At 62.1% G+C, this 24,061-nt stretch carries 28 protein-coding genes; 3 read left to right on the top strand and 25 right to left on the bottom strand.

Annotated features, from left to right (window positions below):
- Positions 1–12: 12 nt before the first annotated feature.
- From VFO29_04290 to VFO29_04235, 12 genes are all read right to left on the bottom strand, one after another.
- The gene (locus VFO29_04290; GenBank protein HET9392732.1) at positions 13–1,146 is read right to left on the bottom strand and encodes a M50 family metallopeptidase; all 1,134 of its coding nucleotides are present in this window, start codon (positions 1,144–1,146) and stop codon (positions 13–15) included.
- A 13-nt stretch (positions 1,147–1,159) separates the two neighbouring features.
- Positions 1,160–2,389: a 1-deoxy-D-xylulose-5-phosphate reductoisomerase gene (locus VFO29_04285; protein HET9392731.1), complete on the bottom strand. Its 1,230-nt coding sequence runs from the start codon at positions 2,387–2,389 to the stop codon at positions 1,160–1,162.
- Positions 2,382–3,191, bottom strand: a complete 810-nt coding sequence (locus VFO29_04280) for a phosphatidate cytidylyltransferase (GenBank protein ID HET9392730.1) — start codon at positions 3,189–3,191, stop codon at positions 2,382–2,384. Before VFO29_04280 ends, VFO29_04285 begins: the two co-directional genes overlap by 8 nt.
- Complete coding sequence (locus VFO29_04275) at positions 3,188–3,946, bottom strand: isoprenyl transferase (protein HET9392729.1); 759 nt, start codon at positions 3,944–3,946, stop codon at positions 3,188–3,190. The genes VFO29_04280 and VFO29_04275 overlap by 4 nt, the downstream gene beginning before the upstream one ends.
- Positions 3,946–4,173: a hypothetical protein gene (locus VFO29_04270; GenBank protein HET9392728.1), complete on the bottom strand. Its 228-nt coding sequence runs from the start codon at positions 4,171–4,173 to the stop codon at positions 3,946–3,948. Before VFO29_04270 ends, VFO29_04275 begins: the two co-directional genes overlap by 1 nt.
- Before the next feature lie 24 nt (positions 4,174–4,197).
- On the bottom strand, positions 4,198–4,752 hold the full coding sequence (gene frr, locus VFO29_04265) for a ribosome recycling factor (GenBank protein ID HET9392727.1): 555 nt from the start codon (positions 4,750–4,752) through the stop codon (positions 4,198–4,200).
- Positions 4,752–5,504, bottom strand: coding sequence for a UMP kinase (pyrH, locus tag VFO29_04260; protein ID HET9392726.1), 753 nt, complete (start codon positions 5,502–5,504; stop codon positions 4,752–4,754). Before pyrH ends, frr begins: the two co-directional genes overlap by 1 nt.
- A gap of 4 nt (positions 5,505–5,508) precedes the next feature.
- Positions 5,509–6,114: a translation elongation factor Ts gene (gene tsf / locus VFO29_04255; GenBank protein ID HET9392725.1), complete on the bottom strand. Its 606-nt coding sequence runs from the start codon at positions 6,112–6,114 to the stop codon at positions 5,509–5,511.
- Positions 6,111–6,905, bottom strand: coding sequence for a 30S ribosomal protein S2 (gene rpsB / locus VFO29_04250; GenBank protein ID HET9392724.1), 795 nt, complete (start codon positions 6,903–6,905; stop codon positions 6,111–6,113). The genes tsf and rpsB overlap by 4 nt, the downstream gene beginning before the upstream one ends.
- A gap of 321 nt (positions 6,906–7,226) precedes the next feature.
- Positions 7,227–7,382: a carbon storage regulator CsrA gene (gene csrA / locus VFO29_04245; GenBank protein ID HET9392723.1), complete on the bottom strand. Its 156-nt coding sequence runs from the start codon at positions 7,380–7,382 to the stop codon at positions 7,227–7,229.
- 16 nt (positions 7,383–7,398) lie between these two features.
- Positions 7,399–8,916 carry a glycosyltransferase family 39 protein gene (locus VFO29_04240; protein HET9392722.1) on the bottom strand — a complete coding sequence of 506 codons (1,518 nt, stop codon included), beginning with the start codon at positions 8,914–8,916 and terminating at the stop codon, positions 7,399–7,401.
- Positions 8,913–10,646, bottom strand: coding sequence for an ABC transporter ATP-binding protein (locus tag VFO29_04235; GenBank protein ID HET9392721.1), 1,734 nt, complete (start codon positions 10,644–10,646; stop codon positions 8,913–8,915). Before VFO29_04235 ends, VFO29_04240 begins: the two co-directional genes overlap by 4 nt.
- Positions 10,647–10,735: 89 nt before the next feature.
- On the opposite strand from VFO29_04235, the gene VFO29_04230 reads away from it, so the two are divergent.
- The gene (locus VFO29_04230; protein HET9392720.1) at positions 10,736–11,329 is read left to right on the top strand and encodes a DUF4870 domain-containing protein; all 594 of its coding nucleotides are present in this window, start codon (positions 10,736–10,738) and stop codon (positions 11,327–11,329) included.
- Here VFO29_04230 and VFO29_04225 read toward each other — a convergent pair.
- Genes VFO29_04225 through VFO29_04210 form a run of 4 tightly spaced genes read right to left on the bottom strand, consistent with a single transcriptional unit; the run spans position 11,295 to position 14,676 of the window.
- Positions 11,295–12,740 carry a deoxyribodipyrimidine photo-lyase gene (locus tag VFO29_04225; GenBank protein HET9392719.1) on the bottom strand — a complete coding sequence of 482 codons (1,446 nt, stop codon included), beginning with the start codon at positions 12,738–12,740 and terminating at the stop codon, positions 11,295–11,297. The genes VFO29_04230 and VFO29_04225 overlap by 35 nt on opposite strands.
- Positions 12,740–13,090, bottom strand: coding sequence for a cytochrome c (locus tag VFO29_04220; GenBank protein ID HET9392718.1), 351 nt, complete (start codon positions 13,088–13,090; stop codon positions 12,740–12,742). The genes VFO29_04225 and VFO29_04220 overlap by 1 nt, the downstream gene beginning before the upstream one ends.
- A gap of 45 nt (positions 13,091–13,135) precedes the next feature.
- Positions 13,136–14,161, bottom strand: coding sequence for a TonB family protein (locus tag VFO29_04215; GenBank protein ID HET9392717.1), 1,026 nt, complete (start codon positions 14,159–14,161; stop codon positions 13,136–13,138).
- Complete coding sequence (locus VFO29_04210; protein HET9392716.1) at positions 14,158–14,676, bottom strand: RNA polymerase sigma factor; 519 nt, start codon at positions 14,674–14,676, stop codon at positions 14,158–14,160. Before VFO29_04210 ends, VFO29_04215 begins: the two co-directional genes overlap by 4 nt.
- 235 nt (positions 14,677–14,911) lie before the next feature.
- On the opposite strand from VFO29_04210, the gene VFO29_04205 reads away from it, so the two are divergent.
- On the top strand, positions 14,912–15,886 hold the full coding sequence (locus tag VFO29_04205) for an alpha/beta hydrolase (GenBank protein HET9392715.1): 975 nt from the start codon (positions 14,912–14,914) through the stop codon (positions 15,884–15,886).
- Here the strand turns inward: VFO29_04205 and moaA are convergent, their stop codons facing one another.
- The 4 genes from moaA to VFO29_04185 form a co-directional block, all read right to left on the bottom strand.
- Positions 15,887–16,903, bottom strand: a complete 1,017-nt coding sequence (gene moaA / locus VFO29_04200; GenBank protein ID HET9392714.1) for a GTP 3',8-cyclase MoaA — start codon at positions 16,901–16,903, stop codon at positions 15,887–15,889.
- A 210-nt stretch (positions 16,904–17,113) separates the two neighbouring features.
- Positions 17,114–17,755, bottom strand: coding sequence for a hypothetical protein (locus tag VFO29_04195; protein ID HET9392713.1), 642 nt, complete (start codon positions 17,753–17,755; stop codon positions 17,114–17,116).
- Between the two features lie 8 nt (positions 17,756–17,763).
- Positions 17,764–18,945, bottom strand: a complete 1,182-nt coding sequence (gene queG / locus VFO29_04190) for a tRNA epoxyqueuosine(34) reductase QueG (protein HET9392712.1) — start codon at positions 18,943–18,945, stop codon at positions 17,764–17,766.
- A complete protein-coding gene (locus VFO29_04185) occupies positions 18,932–19,780 on the bottom strand; it encodes an aldo/keto reductase (protein ID HET9392711.1) in 849 nt (282 codons plus the stop codon). The genes queG and VFO29_04185 overlap by 14 nt, the downstream gene beginning before the upstream one ends.
- 18 nt (positions 19,781–19,798) lie before the next feature.
- Here VFO29_04185 and VFO29_04180 point away from each other — a divergent pair, with 18 nt between their 5' ends.
- Positions 19,799–20,671, top strand: a complete 873-nt coding sequence (locus tag VFO29_04180) for a PhzF family phenazine biosynthesis protein (GenBank protein HET9392710.1) — start codon at positions 19,799–19,801, stop codon at positions 20,669–20,671.
- On the opposite strand, the gene moeB is transcribed toward VFO29_04180, so the two are convergent.
- From moeB to VFO29_04155, 5 genes are read right to left on the bottom strand one after another with little or no spacing between them, the layout of a single operon-like run.
- Entirely contained in the window at positions 20,668–21,789 is a 1,122-nt protein-coding gene (gene moeB, locus VFO29_04175; protein ID HET9392709.1) for a molybdopterin-synthase adenylyltransferase MoeB, read from the bottom strand. The genes VFO29_04180 and moeB overlap by 4 nt on opposite strands.
- Positions 21,762–22,478: an alpha/beta fold hydrolase gene (locus VFO29_04170; GenBank protein ID HET9392708.1), complete on the bottom strand. Its 717-nt coding sequence runs from the start codon at positions 22,476–22,478 to the stop codon at positions 21,762–21,764. Before VFO29_04170 ends, moeB begins: the two co-directional genes overlap by 28 nt.
- On the bottom strand, positions 22,475–22,906 hold the full coding sequence (locus tag VFO29_04165) for a molybdenum cofactor biosynthesis protein MoaE (GenBank protein HET9392707.1): 432 nt from the start codon (positions 22,904–22,906) through the stop codon (positions 22,475–22,477). Before VFO29_04165 ends, VFO29_04170 begins: the two co-directional genes overlap by 4 nt.
- Positions 22,906–23,148 carry a MoaD/ThiS family protein gene (locus VFO29_04160; GenBank protein ID HET9392706.1) on the bottom strand — a complete coding sequence of 81 codons (243 nt, stop codon included), beginning with the start codon at positions 23,146–23,148 and terminating at the stop codon, positions 22,906–22,908. Before VFO29_04160 ends, VFO29_04165 begins: the two co-directional genes overlap by 1 nt.
- The gene (locus tag VFO29_04155) at positions 23,145–23,963 is read right to left on the bottom strand and encodes a Cof-type HAD-IIB family hydrolase (GenBank protein HET9392705.1); all 819 of its coding nucleotides are present in this window, start codon (positions 23,961–23,963) and stop codon (positions 23,145–23,147) included. Before VFO29_04155 ends, VFO29_04160 begins: the two co-directional genes overlap by 4 nt.
- Positions 23,964–24,061 lie beyond the last annotated feature (98 nt).

Genomic DNA, 24,061 nt, shown 5'->3' with positions numbered 1-24,061 from the left:
GCCTTAAGCGAATCAGAACGGTCCCTTTCCTTGATAGATCTGCACGACGTTATAGAAGTTGATGACGAGCATCAGCGCGATCAGCACGGCGAACCCCGTGATGTGCACTAAGGCCTCTTTCTCCGGATCGACGGGTTTTCCGCGCACCAGCTCGGCGATGATGAAGGCGACGCGGCCGCCGTCGAGCGCCGGCAGGGGCAAGAAGTTGAAAAGGCCCAGCGCAAACGAGATCAGTGCCGCAAAAAACAGGTACGGACCCCAGCCGAAGTCCTGAATGGACATGGCCGCCTGCCCCATGCCCACGACCCCCGACACCTGGCCTCCGTACTGCACCGGATGGCTCACCAGGAGCGCGAGGCTCCCGAAGACTTGCCGTCCGATGAAGACGAAATTCGCAAGCGAAGCGCGCGCGGCCTCACCCAATCCGACGCGTTCGAACACCGCCACCGGCTGGAAGCCCAAACATCCTTCAGCCGCTTTTGGAGCCGGGCAAGGCGCGGGCGTGACCGACACCGTGCGCACGTCGCCATTGTGGTCGTACGTGACGCGCAACGGTTTGTTCAGCGATGAGTGAATGATCTTCACGAGCTGGTTTCCGTTGCTTATCACCTGCCCGTTGATCTGCAGGATCTTATCGCCGGCGTGCATGCCGGCGCGCTGTGCGGGCATGTTCGGGCTTAACGGGCCGATGCGCGGCTGATACTGGTCGCCTTGCACGCCGAATGCGACGGCGCTGACGAACAGAATGGCCAGACAAAGAATAAAGTTCGCGATCGGTCCGGCGGCGATAATGGCCAGGCGCGTCCACGGATTCTTGGATTGGAAATTGTCTTCTTCATACGCCGGCGCTTCTTCACGGAACTCACGCTGCTGCTCGGCTTCCGAGGTTTTGTTGTCCTCGCCGTACATCGCGCAGTAGCCGCCCAAGGGCAGCGCGCGCAACGAGTACGCGGTGCCGCTGCGCGGACTGGTCCAGCCGAGGAGCTTCGGACCGAAGCCGACCGAGAATTCGAGCACGCGCACCTTGCTGAGGCGGGCCAGAATAAAGTGTCCGTATTCGTGCAGCACGACGAGCACCGAGAGCACGAGTATGAAGAGCGCGACCTTCGCGACGCTCGTGAGCGTGATTGCGGCGAGAATCATCATTATATACATATCGTCATACTTTCACTCGGCGCACAGCGGCTACCGCGGCCCGAGCGCGTTCGCGAGCCTGCCGGTCCGCCGCGCGCAGCGCCTCGAGGTTCAATTCGCCGGGCGCCGCCGAAGACAGCGTCTCCTCGATGACCGCGGGAATCTGCCCAAAGCGGATCTCACCTTCTACAAACGCCTGGACGGCTATTTCGTTTGCCGCCGACAGAATCGCCGGCATCGTGCCGCCCGTCGCAAGCGCTTCGTAGGCCAGGCGCACGCAGGGGAACCGCTCGAGGTCCGGCCGCTCGAAATCATAACGCAGCGCCGCAGCTTCGGGATGGGCACCGAGTGCGACAAGGGGATCGGACCCTTCGCTACCGCTCAGGGCCGCTCGCTGCGGCTCGCGGTCGTTCGATACCTCACGATGACAACCCGATACCTCACGATGACAACCCGATACCTCACGCTGACAGTCGAGGCGGTCCGGATATGCGAGCGCGTAGCCAATCGGCAACCGCATATCGGGGGCGGCGGCTTGAATCTTGACGTTGCCGTCGGTGAAGATCACCATGCCGTGCGCAATCGATTGAGGATGAACTACGATGCCGATCCGCTCGCCTGGGAGCCCGAAGAGACGGCTGGCTTCGATCACTTCGAGCCCTTTGTTCATCATGCTCGCGGAGTCGACGGTGTTCTTCACGCCCATCTGCCACGTCGGATGTGCGAGTGCCGCCTCCAGCGTGGCATCGTCGATCTCGATTTTCGTTTTGCGCCAAAACGGGCCGCCGGACGCAGTCAAAATGATCGAATGCACGCGATCGCGCGACTCGCCGGCCAAGCACTGGAAGATCGCCGAATGCTCCGAGTCGACCGGAACGATCTGCGATCCGCTGCGCTCCGCTGACGCGACGAGCAACTCGCCGGCCGCTACAATCAGCTCTTTGTTGGCAACCGCGACGTCAATCCCGCGCTCGACGGCGGCAAAGACCGCGTCGAACGACACGAAGCCGTCGGTTGCGGCGAGTAAAATATCCGGCGCCGAATCCACCGACACGCGCAGCAAACCGTCGGCGCCATCGGCAGACGATGCGCTGATCGGGACGCCAAAGCGCTCCGCCTGCTCGCGCAGTTTGTCCACTTGTTTGCCGGCTGCCAGAGCAACAACCTCAAAGCGGTCGGGGTGATGCGCGATAACGTCGAGCGCTTGCGTCCCAATCGAGCCGGTGCTTCCGAGAATCGCTACGCGCTTACGCAAAGGGAAGCAATCCGATCACGTGCAGCATGCCGTAGAACGCCATGCCGCCGAAAAGATACGAGTCGAAACGATCGAGCACACCGCCATGGCCTTGTATCACCGTGCCGCTATCCTTCACGCCGGCGTCGCGTTTCAGCGCCGACTCTACCAAGTCGCCGGCCTGCGCCGCCAAACACGTGACCGCGCCCAGCGCCGCGCCTTGCCACCACTGCATGCCCAAGTACGGCGTCGTTCCGAGAAAGGCCCCAATCGCCGTTACCAACACCAGAGCTCCGGCCGAACCCTCCACGGTTTTCTTGGGTGAGATCTTCGTCAGACTCGTGCGTCCAATCAGCGAGCCGATGACCATCGCCAAGATGTCCGTCAGTGCGATCAGCACGATCACGAACAGCGTCCAATCCAACCCTCGACCCGGTACTTGCCGGATAAAAATGAAGTACGTCAGCAGTTTGCCGATGTACAAGACCGCCAGCAACGTGTAAGCGGTGCGCGCGAAGTAACCTTTCTGCTCGCCGTACATCCCCAGCCAAAACGCCACCAGCACGACCGACGCCAGCAGCACGCCCTCCCAGCGCGACAGCAAGCCGAATATGCTCAGCAGAATGTAGATCAGTACGCCCGGGATGGCGACTTGATATTCCAGGGGCGTTCCTTTGATTTCGCACAGCCGCGCTAACTCGTAGAGACTCACCGCGCCGACCGCCAAGATCACAACGTAAAATGCGATCGGCACGAACACCGAACCCAGCCCGACGACGGCAAGCGCGATCCCGACGAGGACGCGCCGGGTCGCCGTGTTCACGCGCCCCCGAAGCGCCGCTGCCGCTTCTGAAACTCCAGCAGCGTACGCATGAATTCGTCCCTTCCAAAGTCCGGCCAGAACACGTCGCTCATCACGAGCTCGGTGTAAGCGAGTTGATAAAGAAGAAAGTTTGAGAGCCGGTGCTCGCCGCCCGGACGGATGAGCATGTCCGGATCGGGCTGATCGGCGGTGTAGAGATACGACGAAATGGTCGCGTCATCGATCGCGTCGGGCTGCAAAACGCCAGACGCCACATCCGCCGCAATCGCTTTGACCGCGCGCTGCAACTCGGCGCGAGCGCTGTAGTTGACGGCCAGATTGAGCACCAGACCGGTATTGCCGGCGGTTCGCTCCATCAAGCGATCGAGAGCCTCTCGCGAACTCTGCGGCAGGGCGCGATACGCGCCGATAACGTTTACGCGTACGTTATTGCGGCTCAGTTCGATGAGTTCGTTCTGCGCGAAATACACGCACAGGTCGAGCAACAGCGAGATCTCCGTCGCGTCGCGGCGCCAGTTTTCGGTGGAGAAACCGTAGACGGTTAAAATCGGAATGCCGAGATCGCTGCACGCGCGCGTTACTTCTCGCAGCGCAAGCATCCCGCGACGGTGACCTTCTATCGCGGGCACACCCCGGCTTTTCGCCCACCGGCGGTTGCCGTCCATAATGATCGCGACGTGACGCGGGAGCTTGGCGAGATCGAGTTCCGTTTTGTCATCCTGAGCGGAGACGAAGGGCTGCAATACTCGAGCCATCAGTTAATGCGCTCGTAGGATTCATAGCCGCAGGTTAGCTCGAGTTGCTCGCCCCTCGTTACCTCGGGGTCCTTCGATACCTCAGGATGACAAGCAACCTCACCATGACAAGTGGTGACGCGTAGCACGCGTAGTGTGCCTTTTCCGGCGAACGAGCCTACGGGCGCGAGGACGGAAAATGCGCCAATGCGGCCGGAGAGCATCCGGCGCGCTTGGACTTCGGGCATGAGGACCAGCTCTTCAAGCAGCTCCTATACCTCCATGATCTCTTTTTCTTTGGCAGCGACCAGCTGATCGATCTCTTTGATGAAGCGATCGGTCGTTTTTTGGAGCTGGTCCTGCATGCGTTTGTTGTCGTCCTCGGTGATCTCGTGATCTTTGAGCTGCGCGCGCAGATCGTCATGCACTTTGTGACGAACGTTGCGGACGGCAATCTTGCCGTCTTCGCCTTTCTTTTTGACGATTTTAACCAGGTCTTTGCGGCGTTCTTCGTTGAGTGCCGGAATCGACAGACGGATCGAATTGCCGTCCACGTTGGGCGTCAGGCCCAAGTCGCTCTTCTCGATGGCTTTGCGAATATCGCCCACCGTGTTGCGGTCGAACGCGGCGATCATGAGTGAACGCGGATCCGGGACGCTTACCGTGGCGACTTGTTTGAGCGGCACCGACGTGCCGTAGGCTTCAACATGCAGGCGGTCGAGCAGTGCCGGCGTCGCCCGGCCCGTGCGAATCGCGGCGAATTCCGCGCGCGTCGCATCGACGCACTTGGTCATCTTGCCTTCGGCTTCTTTAAAACTGTCGGCCATTACGAACCGGCCGATCCGGCGAACGTGAGCACGCTGGACTTTCCGACCGTCGTGCCGATCGATTCGCCCCAGATGACGCGGCGGATGTTGCCCGGCACGGCCATATCGAAAACGATGATCGGCAGGTTGTTATCCATGCAGAGCGTCAGCGCCGTATTGTCCATCACTTCCAAACCTCGCTGCAGCACCTCCAGATAGGGGAGCTGATCGAAACGTGTCGCGGTGGGATCCTTTTTGGGATCGGCGGTATAGATGCCGTCAACCCGCGTCGCCTTCAGCAATGCCTCGGCGTTCACTTCGACTGCGCGCAGCGCCGCGGTCGTATCGGTTGTAAAGTACGGGTTGCCCGTGCCGCCTGCAAATATCACGACGCGGCCCTTTTCGAGATGGCGGATTGCGCGGCGCCGGATGTACGGCTCGGCGATCTGGTGCATGGCGATCGCGGTTTGCACGCGCGCCGGAATGCCCGTTCTTTCGAGTGAGTCTTGCAAGGCGAGTGCGTTAATAACGGTGGCGAGCATGCCCATGTAGTCGGCAGTCGCGCGGTCCATGCCGGCTTCCTCGTGGACCTTTCCGCGCCAGATGTTACCGCCGCCAACGACGATGGCGACGGAAACGCCCTCGCGGCTGACCTCGGCCACCTGTTTGGCCATTTCGTCGGTCGTGGTGACGTCGATGCCGGATTCTGTTCCGGCGAACGCCTCTCCGGAGATCTTCAACAGGACGCGGCGGAATCTCGGCTGCGCGGCCATCGCTTTAGCGATCTCCCAGTGCGTACTTCGTGAAGCGGCGCACCTTGATGTTCTCGCCCAGAACGCCGACGAGGCGGTTGATTAAATCGCCGACGCTTATGGTGTCGTCTCTGACGAACGGTTGGTCGAGAAGACAGTGTTCCTCAAACCACTTGTTCATTTTTCCCTCGACAATTTTCGCTGCGATCTCTGCCGGTTTTCCCGGCGGAACCGTGCCCGCCAGCTCCTGCCGCACACTTTCGACGACCTCCGGCGGGACGCTTTCGCGGTCCACGTAGAGAGGGGACATGGCGGCGACATGCATCGCGATGTCGCGGGTCAATTCGCTAAACTTCGGGTTGCGCGCCACAAAGTCGGTCTCGCTGTTCACCTCGACCAGCACGCCGATCTTGCCGCCCGCGTGGATGTAACTAGCAACGAGGCCTTCGTTGGCTGCGCGGTCGGCTTTCTTCTGCGCCTGCGCGGCGCCACGGGCCAACAGCCCTTCGCGCGCCTTGTCGAAATCGCCGTCCGCCTCTGCGAGCGCACGTTTGCAATCCATCATCGGCGCGTCGGTGGCCTCGCGCAGTTTTTTGATCTCGTCCGCTTTTGGTTGGTAAGCCAAGCTCAAACCGTTGCCTCCGCCTCGGCTTCGGCCAGCGTCGTCACCGGTTCTTCTTCGAAGCCGCTATAGTCGACGCTCGTACCGTCGTATTCCGTGACGTCGAGCGAGCTCTCCGTCTCGGTCTTGCCTTCGATGATTGCGTCGGCAATTTTCGATACCATGAGCTTGACGGCGCGGATGGCGTCGTCGTTGCCGGGAATCGGATAGTCGATCTCGTCGGGATCGCAGTTTGTGTCGATCACCGCGATAATCGGAATCTTGAGTTTGCGCGCTTCGAGCACCGCAATGCGCTCCTTCTTCGGGTCGACGATGAAGATCGCGTCGGGAAGGCGGTGCATGTCTTTGATGCCGCCCAGGAAGCGCTCGAGTTTGTTCATCTCGTCCTGCAACTTCGCGACTTCTTTCTTGGGAAGCCGCTCGAAGTCGCCTTGCTGTTTCATGCCTTCGAGTTCGCGCAGGCGCGAGATGCGTTTTTGAATTGTAGCGAAGTTGGTGAGCGTTCCGCCCAACCAGCGTTGGTTGACGAAATAGGTTCCCGCGCGCTCGGCCTCTTCTCTCACAACGTCCTGTGCTTGTTTCTTCGTGCCGACAAACAGCACGACTTTGCCTTCGCGCGACATCTGTTTGACAGCGTCGTACGTTTCGCGAAGTTTTTGGACGGTGAGGGAAAGATTGATGATGTAGATGCCGTTACGCTCTTGAAAGATGTACGGCTTCATCTTCGGATTCCAGCGGCGGGTCTGGTGACCGAAGTGCACGCCGGCTTCGAGCAGCGCGCGCATGGAAATAACTGACAAGACAAGTCCCTCTCTGACCCCGGACCGGCGGCCATCCTGGCTCCGGCCACTTGTGAGGCCATCGCGCCCAGCCTCCATGCCGGGCGAAGTGTGCTGCCTACGCAGCCGCGCGATTATAACATGCCCCCGGCGCAGATGGGAACAACAGCCCCAATGAGTGCAGAGTACCGCCCGCCGATGGGGCCTCCCGGGCAGCCGGAGGCGCCACCGCCCGACCGGCCTGAACAGTCGCCGCCACCCGCCCAGCCCGAGCCCGCCTGGGATCCGGGCGAGCCGGGGCCGCCGGACCAGCCGCCGGACTACGAGCCGGCCGCCTAGGCCTTAGGACTTCTCGCGAACCTCCGACCGGTCGACGGCGACCTCGCGGGGTGCCTCGATGCCGAGCCTGACCTGGTCGCCCTCGATTGCCACGACAACGATCCGCACGTCGTCGCCGATTGCGATCGACTGATTCACTTTACGGGTGAGCACGAGCATGAGACTCTCCTTCGCTTCACAGCTCTTCAAGCCCGTAGCTGTAGTCGCGCAGTTGCGGCCACAGCGCTGCGAGCGGTTCGCGGATTCCGCGGCAGACATAGATCCGCACGTTGTTTTCGTACGGCATGGCATACGGGTTTCGGAAAACCGCGGCGAGTTGGACGGAGCGGAAGCGGAATCGATCAGTCGCCGGATCTCCGTTCACGTCGATGAGCACGTTCCCGCTGTAGCCGCGCGGACCCCAGATCCAATAGTTGTCGTTGCCGCTGAGGGCGGGCGGCAGAGCATAGCGTTTTCCGTACACGTCGATCGCCGCGGCCTCACCGGCGCTGTGCGCGAAGATTGCAGCTTGCGCGCGGTCCGCAGACGGAAGGCTGCCATAGACGCTCACAACGGTTGCCGTGAGTTCGGGCCAGCCCGTCATATCCGCAAAGTGTTGAACCGGAACGTCGTTGCCTGCACGAGGATCGAAATGAAAGCGCAGGTGAAAGATGCGGCCCAGCGTTTCCTGATACGCGACGAACGTGCGCATCGGCAAGATGGGCAGCACGAACGGCGTTGACGGAATCGCGAACAGCAGAACTGCCGCGATGGCCGCACCGCGCCAAGCGCGGGATGAGATCGTCCAGCGCTCGATCGGAATCGCGCCTGCCGCGATGAGATACGGATAGACCGGCGCTGCGTAATAATTTTTCGCATCGAGCAGCCACATGACTGCGATCAGCGCAAGGTAGGCGATCCCCATGAAGCGTGTGCCGCGAACGGCTAGCAGCCAGACCAGGCCGACAAGCCACACGGCCGAGAGCAGAGGGCTCATGATCAGGATCTGCTGCAGCGGAAACGGCGGGTTCTCGAACACGAACTTTCCGTAGTCGTTGTGCAGCAGCTGCAGCATCGGATAATTGTTCTGAACCTGCCACACGACATTCGGCAAGACGAGTGCAATCGCCAACGCCACTCCCGCGGCGAACCAGGTCGACCAGAGGGCGCGCCGCTGCGGCGTCAGCAGCAATCCGACCAACAACGCCGCGACGAAAAAGACGACGGTGTATTTGCCCCAAAATGCAACGGCGGAGAGCGCGCCAACCGCCAGCCACCAGCGTGTATCGGCGCCGCGCGTGATGCGTAACGTCACGAGCGCGATCAGCGGCCACGTCCACAACTCGATCGAATCCGGCGACAAGCGAGAACCGAGCGCCATCAGCTCCGGCGCGACGATCGTAACGACGCCCGCAACTATCTGCGCGAAGGCGCCGCCGTCGAATTCTTCGGTAAGAAGGCAGGCCGCATAGGTTGCTATCGCCGCGCACGCCGCCGGAATCAGACGTAGCGCAAACAACGAGATGCCGAAGGATTGCGACAGCGCCGCCAGGATTGGCGTCAGCGACGGCTGGTCGACGTACCCGGCGGCCGGATGCCGGCCGCACACAATAAAATACAATTCGTCGCGAAAAAAGCCGTAATGCGCGTTACCCGCCGCGTGAAGAACGAACGCGGCCAGCGCGCACCACAGACCGATGCGCGAAAACTTCAAGCGAACTGCGTTGCGTGCAGCCGCGCGTACGCTCCGCCGCGTGCCAGGAGCGACTCGTGCGATCCCATCTCGATGACGCGCCCCGCCTCGATATACAGGATCGTGTTCGCGCGGCGGATCGTCGAGAGCCGGTGTGCGATGATCAGCGTCGTGCGTCCCGCCAGCAGTTGATCCAAGGCTTGCTCGATAAGCGCTTCCGAGTGGCTGTCGAGCGAACTCGTGGCTTCATCTAATATAAGAATGCGTGGATCGCGCAATATGGCACGCGCAATCGAAACCCGCTGACGCTGCCCTCCCGACAGGCGTGATCCGCGCTCGCCGACTTCGGTCGCGTAGCCCTCGGGGAATCCGGCGACGAACTCATCCACATTGGCCTCGCGCGCGGCCTCCAACACCTCGGCGTCGGTGGCGTCCAAGCGCCCGTAGCGGATATTGTCGGCGATGCTGCCGCGGAAGAGCTGCGCCTCTTGAGGTACGATCGCGATCGAGTCGCGCAATTCGCGCAGACGCACGTCGGCCAGATCGACACCGTCGACCGTGATGCGCCCCGACTGCGGCTCGAAAAACCGCGGCACGAGATTTACGATCGTCGTCTTGCCGGCGCCCGACGGCCCGACGAGCGCGACGATCTCGCCGGCTCCGACATTTGCGCTGAAGTCTTGCAGCACCGGCGATCCGGGCTCGTAGGAAAAGTTCACGTTTTCGAACGTAATACGGCCTTGTACTTTGCCCAATGCAACCGCGCCGGGTTTATCGGCGCGCTCGGCCGGCAGGTCCAGAAGCCCATAAACGCGTCCCGACCCGACGATTGCTTTTTCCAGATCCCCGACAAACGCCGCGAACCGGTTCAGCGGATTCACCAGGTTCACGAGCAGCAGCCAATATGCTAACAAGTTGCCCGGATTGAGCCGGCCGAGGATAACCTCGCGAATCGACAGCCAGATGATCAGCGCGGCCGCGCTCGACATAAGCGCCGATATCACCACGGGCTGCGTCTGAATGAACTGCGTCAGCTTCATGTAGGTCGAGAAATACTCGTCGTTGCGCGTCGAGAACCGCCGCGTTTCGAACTCTTCGCGCCCAAACGCTTTGATGACGCGCTGGCCGCTCAACACTTCGGTGAGATTGGCCGAAAGATCGGCGATGCGTTGCTGTGCACGAGTGGTCGCACCCGATATCAGCAGCTGAAAACGCGAAACCGAGAAGGACGCGATGGGCGCTACGATGATCAGCGACAGCGTCAGCACCCAATCGAGGTAGAGCATGTACGCAAACGACGACAAGAAGGTCACGGACGTCGTAATCAATTGCGGCAGCGAGATCGTCACGGCGTCCGTCATCATCTGCATGTCGGTGCTGAAGCGGGCGATCAGTTCGCCCGGACGCCACTTGTCGAACTCGCGCAGCGGCAGCTGCAGAAGTCTTGCGAAGAGCCGCACGCGCAGCCGCGCGATGAGTCCTTGCCCGCTCGACGCCAGCAGATAGCTCGAGCCGTAGTTCGTCAGAGCCGCCACGATCATCGAGCCCCAGACGACGGGCAGAACGACGTAGAGCTCGTGCATGTCGGGCGGATGCGCGATCACGACCTTGTTCAGCAGCCGGCTCAGACCCAAAGCCGGCACGAGCGCCAAGAGACCGCCGATCGTCCCTAGGATAACGGCGGTAACTATGCTTGGGAGGTATGGGCGCGCGTCGGAAGCCAGGCGCGCCAGCGTGCGGGAACGCGTCATTCGCAACTGCCTTGCCGCCCGGTAGGGGCGAAACCTCTCCCGCCCCTTAGGAGTAGATGAGAACGAAAAGACTTGCTTGGGGGCTAAAAATGGACTGTTATTTTCACAGCAACGTTCCGTCGGTAGCGCGCTGCGCGGATTGCCAAAAGGCCATCTGCGCGACCTGTCGCGACGAGGCCGGAACATGCCCCAGCTGCCGGCTGGCCGCAAAGATCGATGCGGCGACTGTGCAGCCGAAATCGGTGGCGGGCAAGGTCCCGCCGCGCTCCCAGCAATGGTGGAGGAGCGCGCAGCAGCAGCCTGCGTCGCAGGCTCGCGCGACCATCGCCGAACCGAGCGATCCCGCAGAGTCGCGTGCCCTCGTTGCGCTGGGCTATCCGCTCTGGCCGCTGGCGCTTATCTCGCTGTTCGATCGGAAGCAATCGCGCCGGCTGCGCAAGCACGCCTACCAGGCCATCGGCTTCAATTTTGGAATGTACGGAATCTACGCGCTGCTCGCGCTCATTCTCCGTCTACCGCTGATTAACGCGACGCCGCTGGGCTGGAGCGCCGACCTTCTCTTGGCTTTCATGCTGCCGATCTTCATGGTGCTTAGCGTCTGGTATGGAATTCGCGCCTGGCACGGTGATGACGTGCGCGTACCGATTATCAGCGATTGGCTCGACGACCGCCTGCCGGCCTGACGAACTGCTGATAGCGCTTTAGGAAATCGCGCGCCGCCTTTTCGTGATCGACCACCGGCTGCGGATACGTCGCCGTCGCGTGTAAGGGTAACTCGATTTGCGCCGAAGCCCGGCGCGCCGCCTCGAAGCCGCCTCCCGGAACGTTTGTGAGTTCGGCGATCCAAATGCGCGCGTAGACGCCGTTCGGATCGAAGCGGCGCGCCTGCTTACGCGGATTGTAAATGCGCGGGTAGGCCGCCAGGTCCGCGCCGACCCCCGCGATCCATTGCCAATTTCCGACTGCCAGCGCCGGATCGTCTTCAATGAGCTGGGTTTCCCACTCAGCCATACCGACGCGCCAATCCACGCCTAAGTCAAAGCAGAGGAACGACGCCGCCATGGCCCGGACGCGCGGATGCATCCACCCCGTCGCGCGCAGTTGGCGGATCCCCGCGTCGATCAGCGGATAGCCCGTCCGCCCTTCGCGCCATGCATCGAGCTGCGGATGCGACTCAGCGAACGAAAACGCGCGCATCTTCTCCTGCAGTGTTTCATCGGACGTCCGCGGATGATACCATGAGAGTTGCAGGAAGAAATCGCGCATCGCGATCGAGCGCAGAAATAACCGAAGCGAACTTCGTTCTTCGGACAAAAGGAATGGATCGTCCATGCGCGTGCGCGCTTCTCGGACGATCGTCCGCGCCGCGAGCGTTCCGAACGAAAGATCCACGCTCAAGTGCGAGGTACGATCGTCGGCCGGGACGTTGAGTGCAAACGAATACTGCAGCGCGGGGCCGCGCAGGAAAGCGTCGAGTTTTTCACGCGCCGTCGCGGGGCCGGCTTTCGCTTCCGATTCCGGCGCGCCGAACTCTTGGGGCTGCGGCAGAGGTTCGCTTTGCAACTGCACGCGCGCAAACGAAAGCAGCAGCGGAGCTTCATACGATCCAGGCGCCAGTTCACGCCAAACCTCGTAGTAAGGAACGAATGCCCGGTACCCCTCGCCGCCGGAGCTGCGCGCCGCCGTGCTTTCTTCGGGCGGGATCGCCGGAGCATCGTGCGCGATGAGAGCGCGCACGCCGGCATCTTCCACGGCGGCTTGCAATTCGGTATCGCGTTGAGCGCCGGCGCCGTCGTAACTCGCGCTCCATGCAACCGCCTCCGCCTTCGATTCCCGGATCAGGTCGCGTAGGATCGTCGAGGCTTCGCCACGGCGCACGATCAGCGCCGAACCGCGCTCTCGCAAGGCAGAGTCCAGCGATGAGACGGCCGCGCAAAAAAAGTCCGCTCGCCGGGGTGACGATCTCAGCCGCTTGCTCGTGTCGCTGTCGATGATTAACACCGGTACGATATCGCCGTGCGCCGATGCGGCGCTCAGCCCGGCATGATCGTCCAGGCGAAGGTCGCGCGCAAAACGGTAGATCGCCGCCGGCATCAGAGCGTTTCTACGAACGCTGAAACGTCACGAACATCGGCTTGCGTCAAGCGAGCCGGATAAAGCTTCGGCATCGGCGGTTCGGGGTTGAGCACGATCGCGCGCACGGCAGCCTCGTTGCGCCGCGCGCTTTCGTTCCGTAGCGACGGACCGATCTGCCCGCCGGTGCCGTCGCGCCCGTGACACGCCGAACACTGCACGGCGTAAATCGATCTCCCGCGCGCGACGTTGGCCGGGACGTCCGTCTGCACGGCCGCGGCGCGCGTCGAACTGTGGGTTTGACGATTGCAAGCCGCAAGACCGGAGCCGGCCGCCACGACGGTCAGGAACGCGAGAACGCGAAACGGCATTGCGCCGCGTTTTGCTAAACGGGAGCGTTCTCCCGGTGGGGCAGGCTAGTGGATCGGCTTGGGAAGCCCGTCGCTCGCGGCGGTGCTGACGCGGAAGGTGAATGCGTCGCGATAGACGCCCGGAACCGCGCGTCCCTCGATCGTCTTCGGCGAGAAGCGAGCCTTCATCGCGGCTTTGCAGACGGCGTCGTCCAGAAAACGGTATCCCGCGGGTTTGGTGATGATGCACTTCGTCGGCAAGCCGCGCTCGTCGACGAGAACTTCAAAAGCCGTCGTGCCTTCCGCACCTTCGGCATATGCAATCATGGGCGGCTGCGGGCTGATGGCGGTTTCGCCGCCGATAGGCGCAGCTTCGTACGTCGAGGCGTGGAATGTGCCGATCGCCAGCGACTCGGCGCTGCTCACTCTTTGCGGTGCAGTTTCCGTTAGTGCTGTCGTCGTCATGCGCGATACGGTGCGCCACAGCGGAACGTTCGGCGCAGAAGATTTCGAAGAATGTTTGGGCGCCGGCGCGGTCTGCGGATAGACCGTAACGGCGGCAATCTCCGGCGCCTTCGCGCCGATTTGCGGATCGACCGGGCGCGACGGATATGGCAGGGCAACCGGTGCGCGCGCGATGAGCACGACGTTATGGTACACGCCGAGCCTGCGTTGATTTTGCTGCGCGGGCGCGTGCGCATTCGACGGTTTCACTGTGGTGCCCGCGACGGCGGTCATGACCGGCTGCTGTACGTCCGGCGCCGCGGCGGAGCGAACGGTGAAGAAATGCAGCGCCGTGGCTGCGCCTGCGAACGTCACCGCAAAAGCGGCCGCAAAGCGAACGACTTGCGACGGGCGGCGCGAACGGCGCTCGAACAGGTTCCCGAGCTGCGGCTCCCAAACTTCGGTGTCGCGCGCGGCGCCGACGGCCGCGGCAGTGCGGGCGAGTTCGTGCTCGCCGCCGAGCTCGCTCAAACAGTCCGCGCAGCTTGCAATATGCTCGCGGTACGCGCGCCGGTCGGCGTCGGTCGCTTCGCCGAGCGCAATGGCGCCGGCCAGCGACTCGATTTCCTTGTGCAGTCTTTCCCTCACACTTTCTCCGTCATGACGAGGCGCAGCGTTCGCAGCGCGCGGCAAACGCGCTGGCGGACGGCGTCCGCGCTCGTCCCGAGAATCGCCGCAGCTTCCTGCGACGAGTACCCGGCATAACTAGTCAACATGATCGCGGCGGCTTGTTCCGCCGGCAGGCGGGCCATGGCCGCTTGCAGATCCATCGAGGCCGTGCTGCGTTCGTCGATCCGCAGCGAATGAACGTCGTGATCCCGATCGAGGGACACGAAGCGCAGGATCTTCTTCCGGCGCAGATAGGAGATGGCCGTATTCGTCGCGGTCTTGTAGAGCCAGCCCGCCGTTAACGGGCGTTCGGGTTCTCTTTGGAGTGTGCGGTACGCACTGAAAAAGACGTCCTGTGCGATGTCGAGCGCGACGTCCGCATCTCCGACCATCCGGCGCACGTACCGTGCGAGTTTCGTCTGGTGCTCGCGAACGAGCGCTTCAACTCGGCTCTGCGCGGCCGACGTGCCGGTGACGAGGTAGACCTGCTCCATGTCCAGGGCCCCCTTTGGCAGGTAACGTACCGCTTCGCCCCGTTGTGACCGGCTTCTTTTGGCCCATTGGCCGGGATTGAAGTTATAGTTCGGGTAGACTAACCCGATGAGGCGGGCGGCTGCTGCGGCGATACCGGGCTCCTTGGCGTTGACCGTCTTGGCCACCGCCGTTTTTCTGTTGTCCGCAACCCTTTCGGGGGCGGCCTCGAAGGAGCCCCAATACCTCAACGCCTCGATGAAGAGTCCCCTATTAAGTGCATTTTGGGGTCAGACCGTCTCCGTCAGCGCGTACATTCTTCTGCCGGATTCATATTATAAGGAGCCGCAAAAGCGCTATCCGGTGTTCTATTGGATTCAAGGCTTCGGCGGTACCGGCCAACTCGACTACGCCACCGAGGCGGATTGGCAGCGGCCGATGCGCCGGCTGCATCGTGAATTCATTATTGTTTTCTTGGATGGCATGTTCAACGAGGGTCATCAGGAGTTCGCGGATTCGGCTAACAACGGACCGTGGGGCGCTGCGCTCACAACCGAGTTCATTCCGACGACCGAAGCGTACTTTCGTGCGATCGGAGACGCAAAGGACCGTTTTGTCGGCGGTCACTCATCCGGCGGCTGGTCTGCACTCTGGCTGCAAGTGAAGTATCCCGACATGTTTGGCGCAGAGTGGTCTATATCGCCCGATCCGGTGGATTTTCATGACTTTCTGGGGCCCGATATTACGCGCACGCCTTCCCAGAATTTCTTCGTCGACGCGGCCGGCCACGACTACGAGCTCGACGGTCAATCTCTTCGGCATTTTGTGACGGGACCCGGCTGGGAGAAAAAACAGTACGAATCGTTTGATGCGGTCTTCAGCCCTCGCGGGCAGGACGGGAAACCGCTGCCGCTCTTTAATCGGAGCACAGGCGTTATCGATCCGGCCGTCGCCCAATATTGGGAAGACCACTATGACATAGCGCAGATCCTGCGCAGCAATTGGAGCGACCTCGAGCCAAAACTGCGCGGCAAATTACACATCATCGTTGGAACGGGCGATCAGTTTCATTTGAATCGTCCCGTCGTGTTGCTTCAGAAAGAACTCGTTGGGCTCGGCAGTGACGCGGAATTTGATTTCGCGCCGGGCGCGAATCATTTTACAGTCTTTGACTGGAATGGCGGCGCAATCGACTATATCGTCAAGAGCGCAGCAGCCATGGCGACGCCCTAGTCAGCCGCCGATTTCGGAGAAGGCCCGCATGCGAGAGGAGGTCTCGCCTAGGCGCAAGTGATGGCGCTCGGGCTTGATCAGCATCGCCGAGCGCAAAATCTCGACGAGGTCGCCGGTCGAGGCGCCATTGCGTACGGGCGCGCGCAAATCGATGTCCTGATCGCCGAAGAGACATAATCGCAGTCGTCCGTCGGCCGTTAGGCGCACGCGGTTGCACCGCTCGCAATAATCATGCGACAGCGGGCTGATGACGCCGACCGCACCCGGAGCTCCGTCAAAGGCGAAATAGCGCGCAGGCCCGTTTCCGCCCGGACCGATAACGGGTTGCAGATCGCCGATGGATCGCATGCGCTCTAAGATTTCATCCGAACTCACATAGGAATCGCGCTGCACGCCGAGGTTCTCGTGAACCGGCATGACTTCGATAAACCGCACGTACACGGATTGCCGTTTGGTCCACTCCGCAAGGTCTGCAATTTCGTCGTCGTTTTGCCCGCGCATGACGACGACGTTGATTTTAACGGGCGCCAAACCGCGAGCGATCGCGGCGTCAATTCCCGCAAGAACGCGATCCAAACCCGGCCGGCGCGCGATCTGTTCGAATCGTTCGGGACGCAGCGTATCGAGCGACACGTTCACGCGGCGCAAACCTGCGGCGACCAACTCTTCGATCTGATCGGCGAGCAGCAGTCCATTCGTCGAAAGCGAGATGTCTTCGATACCGTCGATCGCATTGATAGCTGATACCAAGCCGTGCAGGTCGCGGCGAATCAGCGGCTCGCCGCCCGACAGCCGTACGCTGCGAACGCCCGCCGATGCGGCGGCTCGCACGATCTCCTCGATCTCTTCGTACGTAAGGATCTCTGACTTCGGCAGCCACGGCAAACCGCTCTCGGGCATGCAATAGATGCAGCGCAAGTTGCACTTGTCCGTAACCGAGATACGCAGGTACGTGATTGGACGGTTAAATTGATCGGCCAGCGGCGCGCGCGTCAGATCGATGGTCGTCAGGGCCACATCCAGTGGATTCAGGCCTCCCCGGCGGCCGACCTGTCCCCGGAAGCTCGCTGCGAGAAAGACCCTGCTCCCGAGAATGTCTGACTTTCTCGAGCTCGACAGGATGTCGACTTCAAAACTTTGTTATCTCGAGAAAGCAGTCAAGCGGCAAAATTTCAGGACGTAATTTTGCCAGCGGTTCTCGGGAGCAGGGTCTTTCTCGGAGCGAGCCTACTCCGCGAAGATTGAGTCGGGGATCTGGGCGTTTACTTTGAAATTGCTGAACGTCGAGGTGACGTCCGCGTTATAGTTGGAGTCTTGGAAGTGACCCGTTTGATGCGTGACGAGCCAGTATGCGCCGACTTTGCCGTAGCTTTGGTCCAGCGTCGCGTACCCGCCGCCGGTATAGTTCCAACGCAGCTCTGCGAGTTCGCCGGACTGGTCCGCAACTTTGGCATCAACGTGCTCGATACGGCCCGGATTGCGAGGCACCATTTTAAAACTCGTGTACTTCCCGTCGTCCTTTACAACCGTAATGGCGTAGACGTCGTTCCAGCGTGACGGGCTCTCCACGCGCGGGTAGACGTTGCTGAACTGGTTCGCAATCAGAGGAACTCCGCCGGTGAAGACGATCTTGTTCTTGTTCGGCTCTTTGTGGTAGTACGTGCCGGTCAGCGTCGCGCCGAGGTACGGAAAGGAATGCATCACAACGTCCGCGCGAACGTCCGCAGTATAACTGTGGAGGCGATCGTTTAACGCGATGAGCTTCTGAAGCGCGGGGCTGACGGGCTCAGCGGCTCGACTGATTGGGCTCATGCCCAGCAAGAGCGTGGCCGCTATGGCGACGGCGGCGAGAAATCGTGAAATCTGCATGCCGCTCCTTAACGCCCGGCGATAGCGAACGGTTCCAGCGCCGATTCAATCTCTTCGCGTACCGATGGATCGGCCTCCGAATCGTGGCGGAGCTGCAGCGCCTGGATCGCAGCGGGCGAACCGATGCGTCCGAGCGCCCACGCGGCGTGAGCGCGCACGAGCGCGTGCGGGTCCTCTTCCAACGATCGCGCGAGCGCCGGGACTGCGGCTCGATCCAGTGCATTTCCGAGCGCGACGGCGGCGTTGCGCCGCAATATCGCACCACCGCGCCAGCCCATCGCCGAGCGAGCGTAGTGTCGTTTAAACTCACTGCTGCGCAAATGCAGCAAGCGAACGAGTTCCGGAGTCGAGGTTTCTTTGGATGGCTGCGCTATGTGCGTCCCCTCGTCAGCGGCGCTTACCGCGCCGTGCTCAGGGTCCTTCGACAAGCTCAGGATGACATTCGGAGGGCATGCGAGTTGACAGAGATCGCAGCCCCAGACCCACGTGCCAATCAGTGGCCGCATATCGCGCGGAATCGCGTCCGTGCGTTGCGTTAAATCGGCGATGCAGCGCGTCGCATCGATCGTGTAGTCGCCGCGGAGCGCGCCCGTGGGGCACGCCGGAATGCAGCGCGTGCATGAGCCGCACGTTTTTTTCAGCGGCGAATCCGGCGGCAGCTCGAGTTTCGTAACGATCTCGCCGAGGAAGACGAACGAACCAAAGCGAGGCGATATGAGATTGGTGTGCTTTCCAATCCAGCCCAGGCCGGCGCGCGCCGCGAAGGCGCGCTCGGCGATCGGTTTGGTGTCGCAGGCAATCGCCGTAACCGGCGCACCGGCGGCTGCGTCGATTTGGGCTGCGACCTCGCGCAGGAGCGACTTCACGCGTTGGTGGTAATCCGCGGACCACGCGTAGTTTGAAACTCGCCCTTCGAGAGGGTGAACTTCAGGCGTATCGCCACCGTAGGACACCGCGATGCAGATCACGCTGCGCGCGTCGGGCAGCACGTGCGACGGATCGGCCGCCTTGCGCGCATACTCGTCGTCGTACGGCCAAGTTGCGAGGTCGCCGCGCGCAAACGACTCGCGCAACGACGCGCGAACAGCGCCGCCATCATGAGCAGAGGCTACGCGCACATCGGACGCGCCAAGCTCCAGCGCCTTCTCTCGCGCGAGCTTTTTAATCGCGGCCGGATCACAACGTTGCAAGGGGACCTTCGACTACGGGAAAGGCGGCGTCGATCGCCGCCACGTCTTCCGCGTCCATCTCCCACCCCGCGGCGCCGGCGTTTTCCTCGACGTGCGCAACGGTTGCAGCTTTGGGAATTGTGAAGACGGCGGCGTCGCGAGTTAATGCGTTCAGCGCCACCTGCCGCGCGGTTTTTCCGTGTTTGTTTGCAATGCGTTCGAGCTCCGGTTTTCCCGGCGAGTCCGGACCCAGCACGCGCCCGCGGCCAAACGGCGTGTACGCGACAAGCGCGATCCCGCGCTCGCGGCAGTAGGGCAGCAGGTTCACTTCGGGGCCGCGCTCGGCCAGGTGGTAGAGCACTTGGTTGGATGCGAGTTTAACCTTGCGCAGGTGCGACTCGGCTTCACGCACTTCGTCTACATCAAAATTGCTGACGCCGATGAAACGCGTCTTTCCCTGATGAACGAGATCCTCTAACGCGCGCATCGTTTCGGCGAGCGGATGCGAACCGGCCCAGTGCAGCAAGTACAGGTCGACGTACTCCATGCGCAGCCGCTTCAACGAACGCTCCAAGGCCGCGATCGTTCCTTTATATGTAGCGTTCTCGGGAAGAACTTTGGTCGTGATAAAAAGCGAGTCGCGCGGAACGGCTGCCAGCGCCTCGCCGACGATCTCCTCGGCGGCCCCGGCGCCGTACATCTCCGCGGTGTCGATATGAGTCATGCCCAGCTCGACTCCACGGCGCAGCGCGCGCATCGCCTCGGCCCGCCGGTGCCCGCTCTCGGGAATGTCCCACGTGCCTTGCCCGATAACCGGCACAGCAACGGCCGTTTGGCCAAAAGGTTTCCGCGTCACCGGCGGAAGCTTCTCGTCATGACCGAGATCTCATATCTACTCTTTGATGTTTTCGCCGAGGAGCCGTTTACCGGGAACCAGCTGGCAGTCGCTTCGCAGCACCTGCCCGATGCGGCGATGCAGCGCGTGGCCAACGAACTCAACATCGCCGAGACCGTCTTCTTAAAGCGCACCAACGATCCAAAGAGACCGGCCGAGTTGCGCATCTTTACGCCGGGGCGCGAGATACCGTTCGCCGGACACCCGACGGTGGGCGCGACCTTCGCGATCGCTGAAGTGCTCAAATGGGTTCCGCCCGGACAAACGGAGTTCGCGCTGGGCGAACGCGTCGGCGATGTCGCCGTGCGGATCGAGCGTCAAAACGGCGCGTGCTTCGCGTGGCTGCGGACGCCGCCCGTGACGTTCCTGGAAGAGATCGATCGCGAACGCTGTGCGGCGGCAATCAGCGTAACGCCGGAAGACCTCGACGAAAAACTGCCGCCACAGATCCTTTCCGCCGGCAGTCCTTTTCTCTACATTGCGCTCAACGATCCGCAAACCGTCGATCGTGCCGCTTTTCAAGCAACCCGTCTCGATGCATCGGTCGATTGGGAGATCGTCGGGATCTTCGTCTTCGCCGTGACGGATCGGGGAACGTACGCCAGAATGTTTGCGCCGATGAGCGGCATCGGTGAAGACCCGGCCACGGGCAGCGCGACGGGCCCGCTCTTTGCGTACCTCGCGCGTTATGGCGCCATCGATGTAAGGCGCGGCTCGTTCGTCAGCGAACAAGGCGTGAAGCTTGGAAGGCGCAGCGTCTTGCACGTGCGGTTGGAGGGCGCCGGCGACAATCTGCACGTTGACGTCGGCGGACAGACGATCCTGATCGGCGAGGGCCGCCTGAAGTTCTAGAAAAACTCGAAGTCCGGATGCCGCGCCGCGTACGCGAGCAAGCCGTCGCGCAAATGCACGGTGCGCCGGAAACCGGCGTCGCGTAAGAATCGCATCGCCCAGGCGGACTTCTGCCCCACGCGGCACGCCACGATATACGATTTGGCCGAATCGAGCTCGTGCAGCCGTTCGGGCAGCGCCGACGCCGGCACGTGCAGCGCTCCATCCAAAACGCCGAAGGCCACTTCGTGAGGCTCGCGCACGTCCAACAAGATCGCGCCCTTCATCGCTTCGTCCAAATCGGCGGCGTCGATCTCCTCGAACTCCGACGCTTGTCTCTCGGGCGCACCGTCCGTAACATCCGAAATACCGGCGTTGTCGCCGCACAAAGCGCATTCCACATCGCGTTCGAACGTGACGTCGCGCGTGCGCGCGCCCAGCGCATCGATCAGCATCAGGCGCCCGAAGAGCGGTTCGCCGATGCCTAGAATAATTTTCAGCGCTTCGTTCGCCTGAAATGCGCCGGTTATTCCGGCCAGGACCCCGAGCACGCCGCCCTCGGCGCACGTCGGCACGCTGCCGGCCGGCGGCGACTGCGCGAACAAGCAGCGATAACACGGCCCGCGCTCGCGCCAAAAAACGCTCACCTGTCCGTCAAACCGAAAGATTGAAGCATAGACGTCCGGCTTGTTTTCCAGCCAGCACGCGTCGTTGACCGCATAGCGCGTCTCGAAGCGATCGGTGCAATCCAGCACGACGTCGTACAACCGCACCAGCTCCCGCGCGTTGCTTGCATCGAACCGCACCGGGATCGCGTCGGCCGCGATTAGCGGATTCAGCTCGCGCACGCGCCGCGCGGCGACTTCCGCTTTCTTTGCACCGATGTCGGCGGTGCTAAAGAGCGTCTGGCGCTGAAGATTGCTTTCGTCGACGACGTCGTCATCGACAATCCCGAGACGCCCGGCGCCGGCCGCTGCCAAATACTGTAACGCCGGTGACCCCAAGCCGCCGGCGCCGATGCAGAGCACGCGCGACAAAGCCAAACGCTCCTGTCCGGCGACGCCGACTTCGGGAATAAGCAAATGGCGGCTGTACCGCCGCAAGCCCCGCACTACCGGGGATGCAATGCGTTCAGCCATTGCAGCACTTCGCCGCGCGCGTTCTCGGCGGCGTAGGTGTGATCGCTCGCGACGGTGACGAACGTCTTTGGTTCGGAAGCACGGTTATATAAGTCTTCGACGCTGCTCCGGTTGACCATCGCATCGCGCTCGGCGGCGACGTAGAGCTGCGGGCGCCCGGCCAATTTCGGCAGCGCTTCGTTGAATTTGTCGTCCACGCCGCGAACCAGATCCGGTAGCGGCAATCCGTCCACATAGGCTGCGCGAAAGTCCGTAGCGCCTTTTTCGCGCAACGCGTCGAGCGCCGTGGGCCTTCCAAAACCGGTCGCGATCGCGATCGTGCCGGCGATAGTGGGATCGGCGGCAGCGGTAAGAATCGCCGTCATCGCCCCCATGCTGTGGCCCATCGCATAGACGGGGCCCTCGTGACGGTCGCGCACATGCGATACAACGGTTCCCATGGCGTCCAACAGGTCGTCCGGATCATCCAGCCTGCCGCCGCTGGCGCCAAGTTTATGTCCCGGAAAATCCAGACTGAACACGCCGTAACCGTGGCTTGCAAGAAAATAGCAGAGCAGGTCGAGATTCTGTTTCGAGCTGGAGTACCCGTGACCGGCGACGATCCAGACGTTGCGCGCGCGCCGCGGCTCGTACGCCAAGACCGCGACCTCATTGCGCCGGCCCGTGACCCGGAAGAGATCGAGTTTCACGCCCGGTCCGCGCCCTCTTGATTGGTTCGCCAGGTGCTGGCGCCGCTGACATAATGTTCTTTCTTCCAGATCGGCGCGCGGCGCTTCAGTTCGTCGATTGCGTATTCGCAAGCGTCAAATGCAGCGGCGCGATGCGGAGCAGCCACAGCCACCGCGACGGAGACGTCGCCGACCTTCAAGTCGCCGGTGCGATGCACGATGGCGATCTCACACGGACCGAAACGCTCGCGCGCCTCGGCGGCAATCCGTTCGAATTCTTCGCGCGCCATCGCCTCGTGCGCTTCGTACGACAGGCCGGTCACATCGCGGTTGTCATCGGACCGCTCGCGCACGACCCCGGCAAACGAAATGACCGCCCCGCAGGCATCACTGCGCACACTCTGCGCGATCGCCGCGACGTCGATCGGCTCGCGCACGATGGCGAACATTACCCGCCGCCTACCGGCGGCAGCAGCGCGATCTCGTCGCCATCAGCAAGGGGTTCCGACGGATTCACGATACGGCCATTGCGGGCGATGCGCGTCGATCCCGCCAGCTCCGGCAATCCATCGCAGCCTTCAGCCAATGCCTTCCAAAGCGTCGCAGCGGTTGCGTCCGGCGGCAGGTCCACATCGCGCGATGCGCCGAGCAACTCGCGCAGCCGCGCGAACCCCAGCACGCGCACTTTCACGCGATACGCTTTTTCTTTTGCGGATCCGGCGTCAATGCAAAACGCTCGATCGCCAATGCCACGCCGTCTTCTTCGTTACTGGCCGTGACGAATTTGACTGCCTCGCGCACTTCCGGCAGCGCGTTGCCCATGGCAACACCCGCACCCGCCCATCGCAGCATCGGCACGTCGTTCCGCGAGTCCCCAATGGCCAGTACGCGTTCGGCCGGAATTTGAAAGTCCGCGCACAGTCGCGCGAGCGCACGCTGTTTGGTCGCATCGCGGCTCGTGACCGCGCACTCGACGAAGTCGAGCCACGTCTCGTATTTGAAGTGCAGCGGCAGATCGCAGAACTCTCGCTCCATGGCCGCCACCGATTCCCGCCCCATGAAACGGATGAACGTCGGCGCGGTGTGCAGCACATCCGCAAATGTAGTGACGGTTTTCCAAGCCGGGCCGCGCATGTCGTCCATGTGCAGCTTCGAACCTTCGAGCCGGTAAAAACTTTCTTCGGCATAGATTGCAATCGAAAGTCCTTCGCGCTCCGAGAATTCGACCATGGGTTTGGCATATTGCAGCGGAACCGGAATATGTCCGAGCGTACGGTTCGCTCCGAAGTCTTTCGTCAGCGCGCCGTGACAGCAGATCACCGGCAGATTCAATCCGAGCTCGCTGCTGACGCGAATCGGCATATCTACGCCGCGGCCCGTCACGAGTACGATGCGGATGCCGGAAGCCAGCGCGGCCTCGATGGCGCGCCGGTTACGCGGCGAAACCCGCTCCTGCGAATCCAGGAGCGTTCCGTCGAGGTCCAGCGCGATCAGGTCAAAAGACATCGGTAAGATTGTATACCCTCGCGTCAAAAGAAGGCCCGCCGGGCCGGCATGCAACCTTTGAAGGCGCAGCTCTCGTTGTCCTTAATGGAGACTTCTGT

The organism is Candidatus Rubrimentiphilum sp., from assembly GCA_035710515.1.
GTDB lineage: Bacteria > Vulcanimicrobiota > Vulcanimicrobiia > Vulcanimicrobiales > Vulcanimicrobiaceae > Rubrimentiphilum.
Note: the sequence above shows the minus strand (reverse complement) of the source record. Positions and strands in the feature narration are given on the sequence as shown.

Bases quoted from the DNA above. Each gene is read 5' to 3' on its own strand.
- VFO29_04290 (HET9392732.1), bottom strand. From the start codon at position 1,146: ATGATGATTCTCGCCGCAATCACGCTCACGAGCGTCGCGAAGGTCGCG.
- VFO29_04275 (HET9392729.1), bottom strand. From the start codon at position 3,946: ATGGCTCGAGTATTGCAGCCCTTCGTCTCCGCTCAGGATGACAAAACG.
- VFO29_04270 (HET9392728.1), bottom strand. From the start codon at position 4,173: ATGCCCGAAGTCCAAGCGCGCCGGATGCTCTCCGGCCGCATTGGCGCA.
- frr (HET9392727.1), bottom strand. From the start codon at position 4,752: ATGGCCGACAGTTTTAAAGAAGCCGAAGGCAAGATGACCAAGTGCGTC.
- pyrH (HET9392726.1), bottom strand. From the start codon at position 5,504: ATGGCCGCGCAGCCGAGATTCCGCCGCGTCCTGTTGAAGATCTCCGGA.
- csrA (HET9392723.1), bottom strand. From the start codon at position 7,382: ATGCTCGTGCTCACCCGTAAAGTGAATCAGTCGATCGCAATCGGCGAC.
- VFO29_04235 (HET9392721.1), bottom strand. From the start codon at position 10,646: ATGACGCGTTCCCGCACGCTGGCGCGCCTGGCTTCCGACGCGCGCCCA.
- VFO29_04230 (HET9392720.1), top strand. From the start codon at position 10,736: ATGGACTGTTATTTTCACAGCAACGTTCCGTCGGTAGCGCGCTGCGCG.
- VFO29_04225 (HET9392719.1), bottom strand. From the start codon at position 12,740: ATGCCGGCGGCGATCTACCGTTTTGCGCGCGACCTTCGCCTGGACGAT.
- VFO29_04220 (HET9392718.1), bottom strand. From the start codon at position 13,090: ATGCCGTTTCGCGTTCTCGCGTTCCTGACCGTCGTGGCGGCCGGCTCC.
- VFO29_04210 (HET9392716.1), bottom strand. From the start codon at position 14,676: ATGGAGCAGGTCTACCTCGTCACCGGCACGTCGGCCGCGCAGAGCCGA.
- VFO29_04205 (HET9392715.1), top strand. From the start codon at position 14,912: ATGAAGAGTCCCCTATTAAGTGCATTTTGGGGTCAGACCGTCTCCGTC.
- VFO29_04195 (HET9392713.1), bottom strand. From the start codon at position 17,755: ATGCAGATTTCACGATTTCTCGCCGCCGTCGCCATAGCGGCCACGCTC.
- VFO29_04180 (HET9392710.1), top strand. From the start codon at position 19,799: ATGACCGAGATCTCATATCTACTCTTTGATGTTTTCGCCGAGGAGCCG.
- moeB (HET9392709.1), bottom strand. From the start codon at position 21,789: ATGGCTGAACGCATTGCATCCCCGGTAGTGCGGGGCTTGCGGCGGTAC.
- VFO29_04165 (HET9392707.1), bottom strand. From the start codon at position 22,906: ATGTTCGCCATCGTGCGCGAGCCGATCGACGTCGCGGCGATCGCGCAG.
- VFO29_04155 (HET9392705.1), bottom strand. From the start codon at position 23,963: ATGTCTTTTGACCTGATCGCGCTGGACCTCGACGGAACGCTCCTGGAT.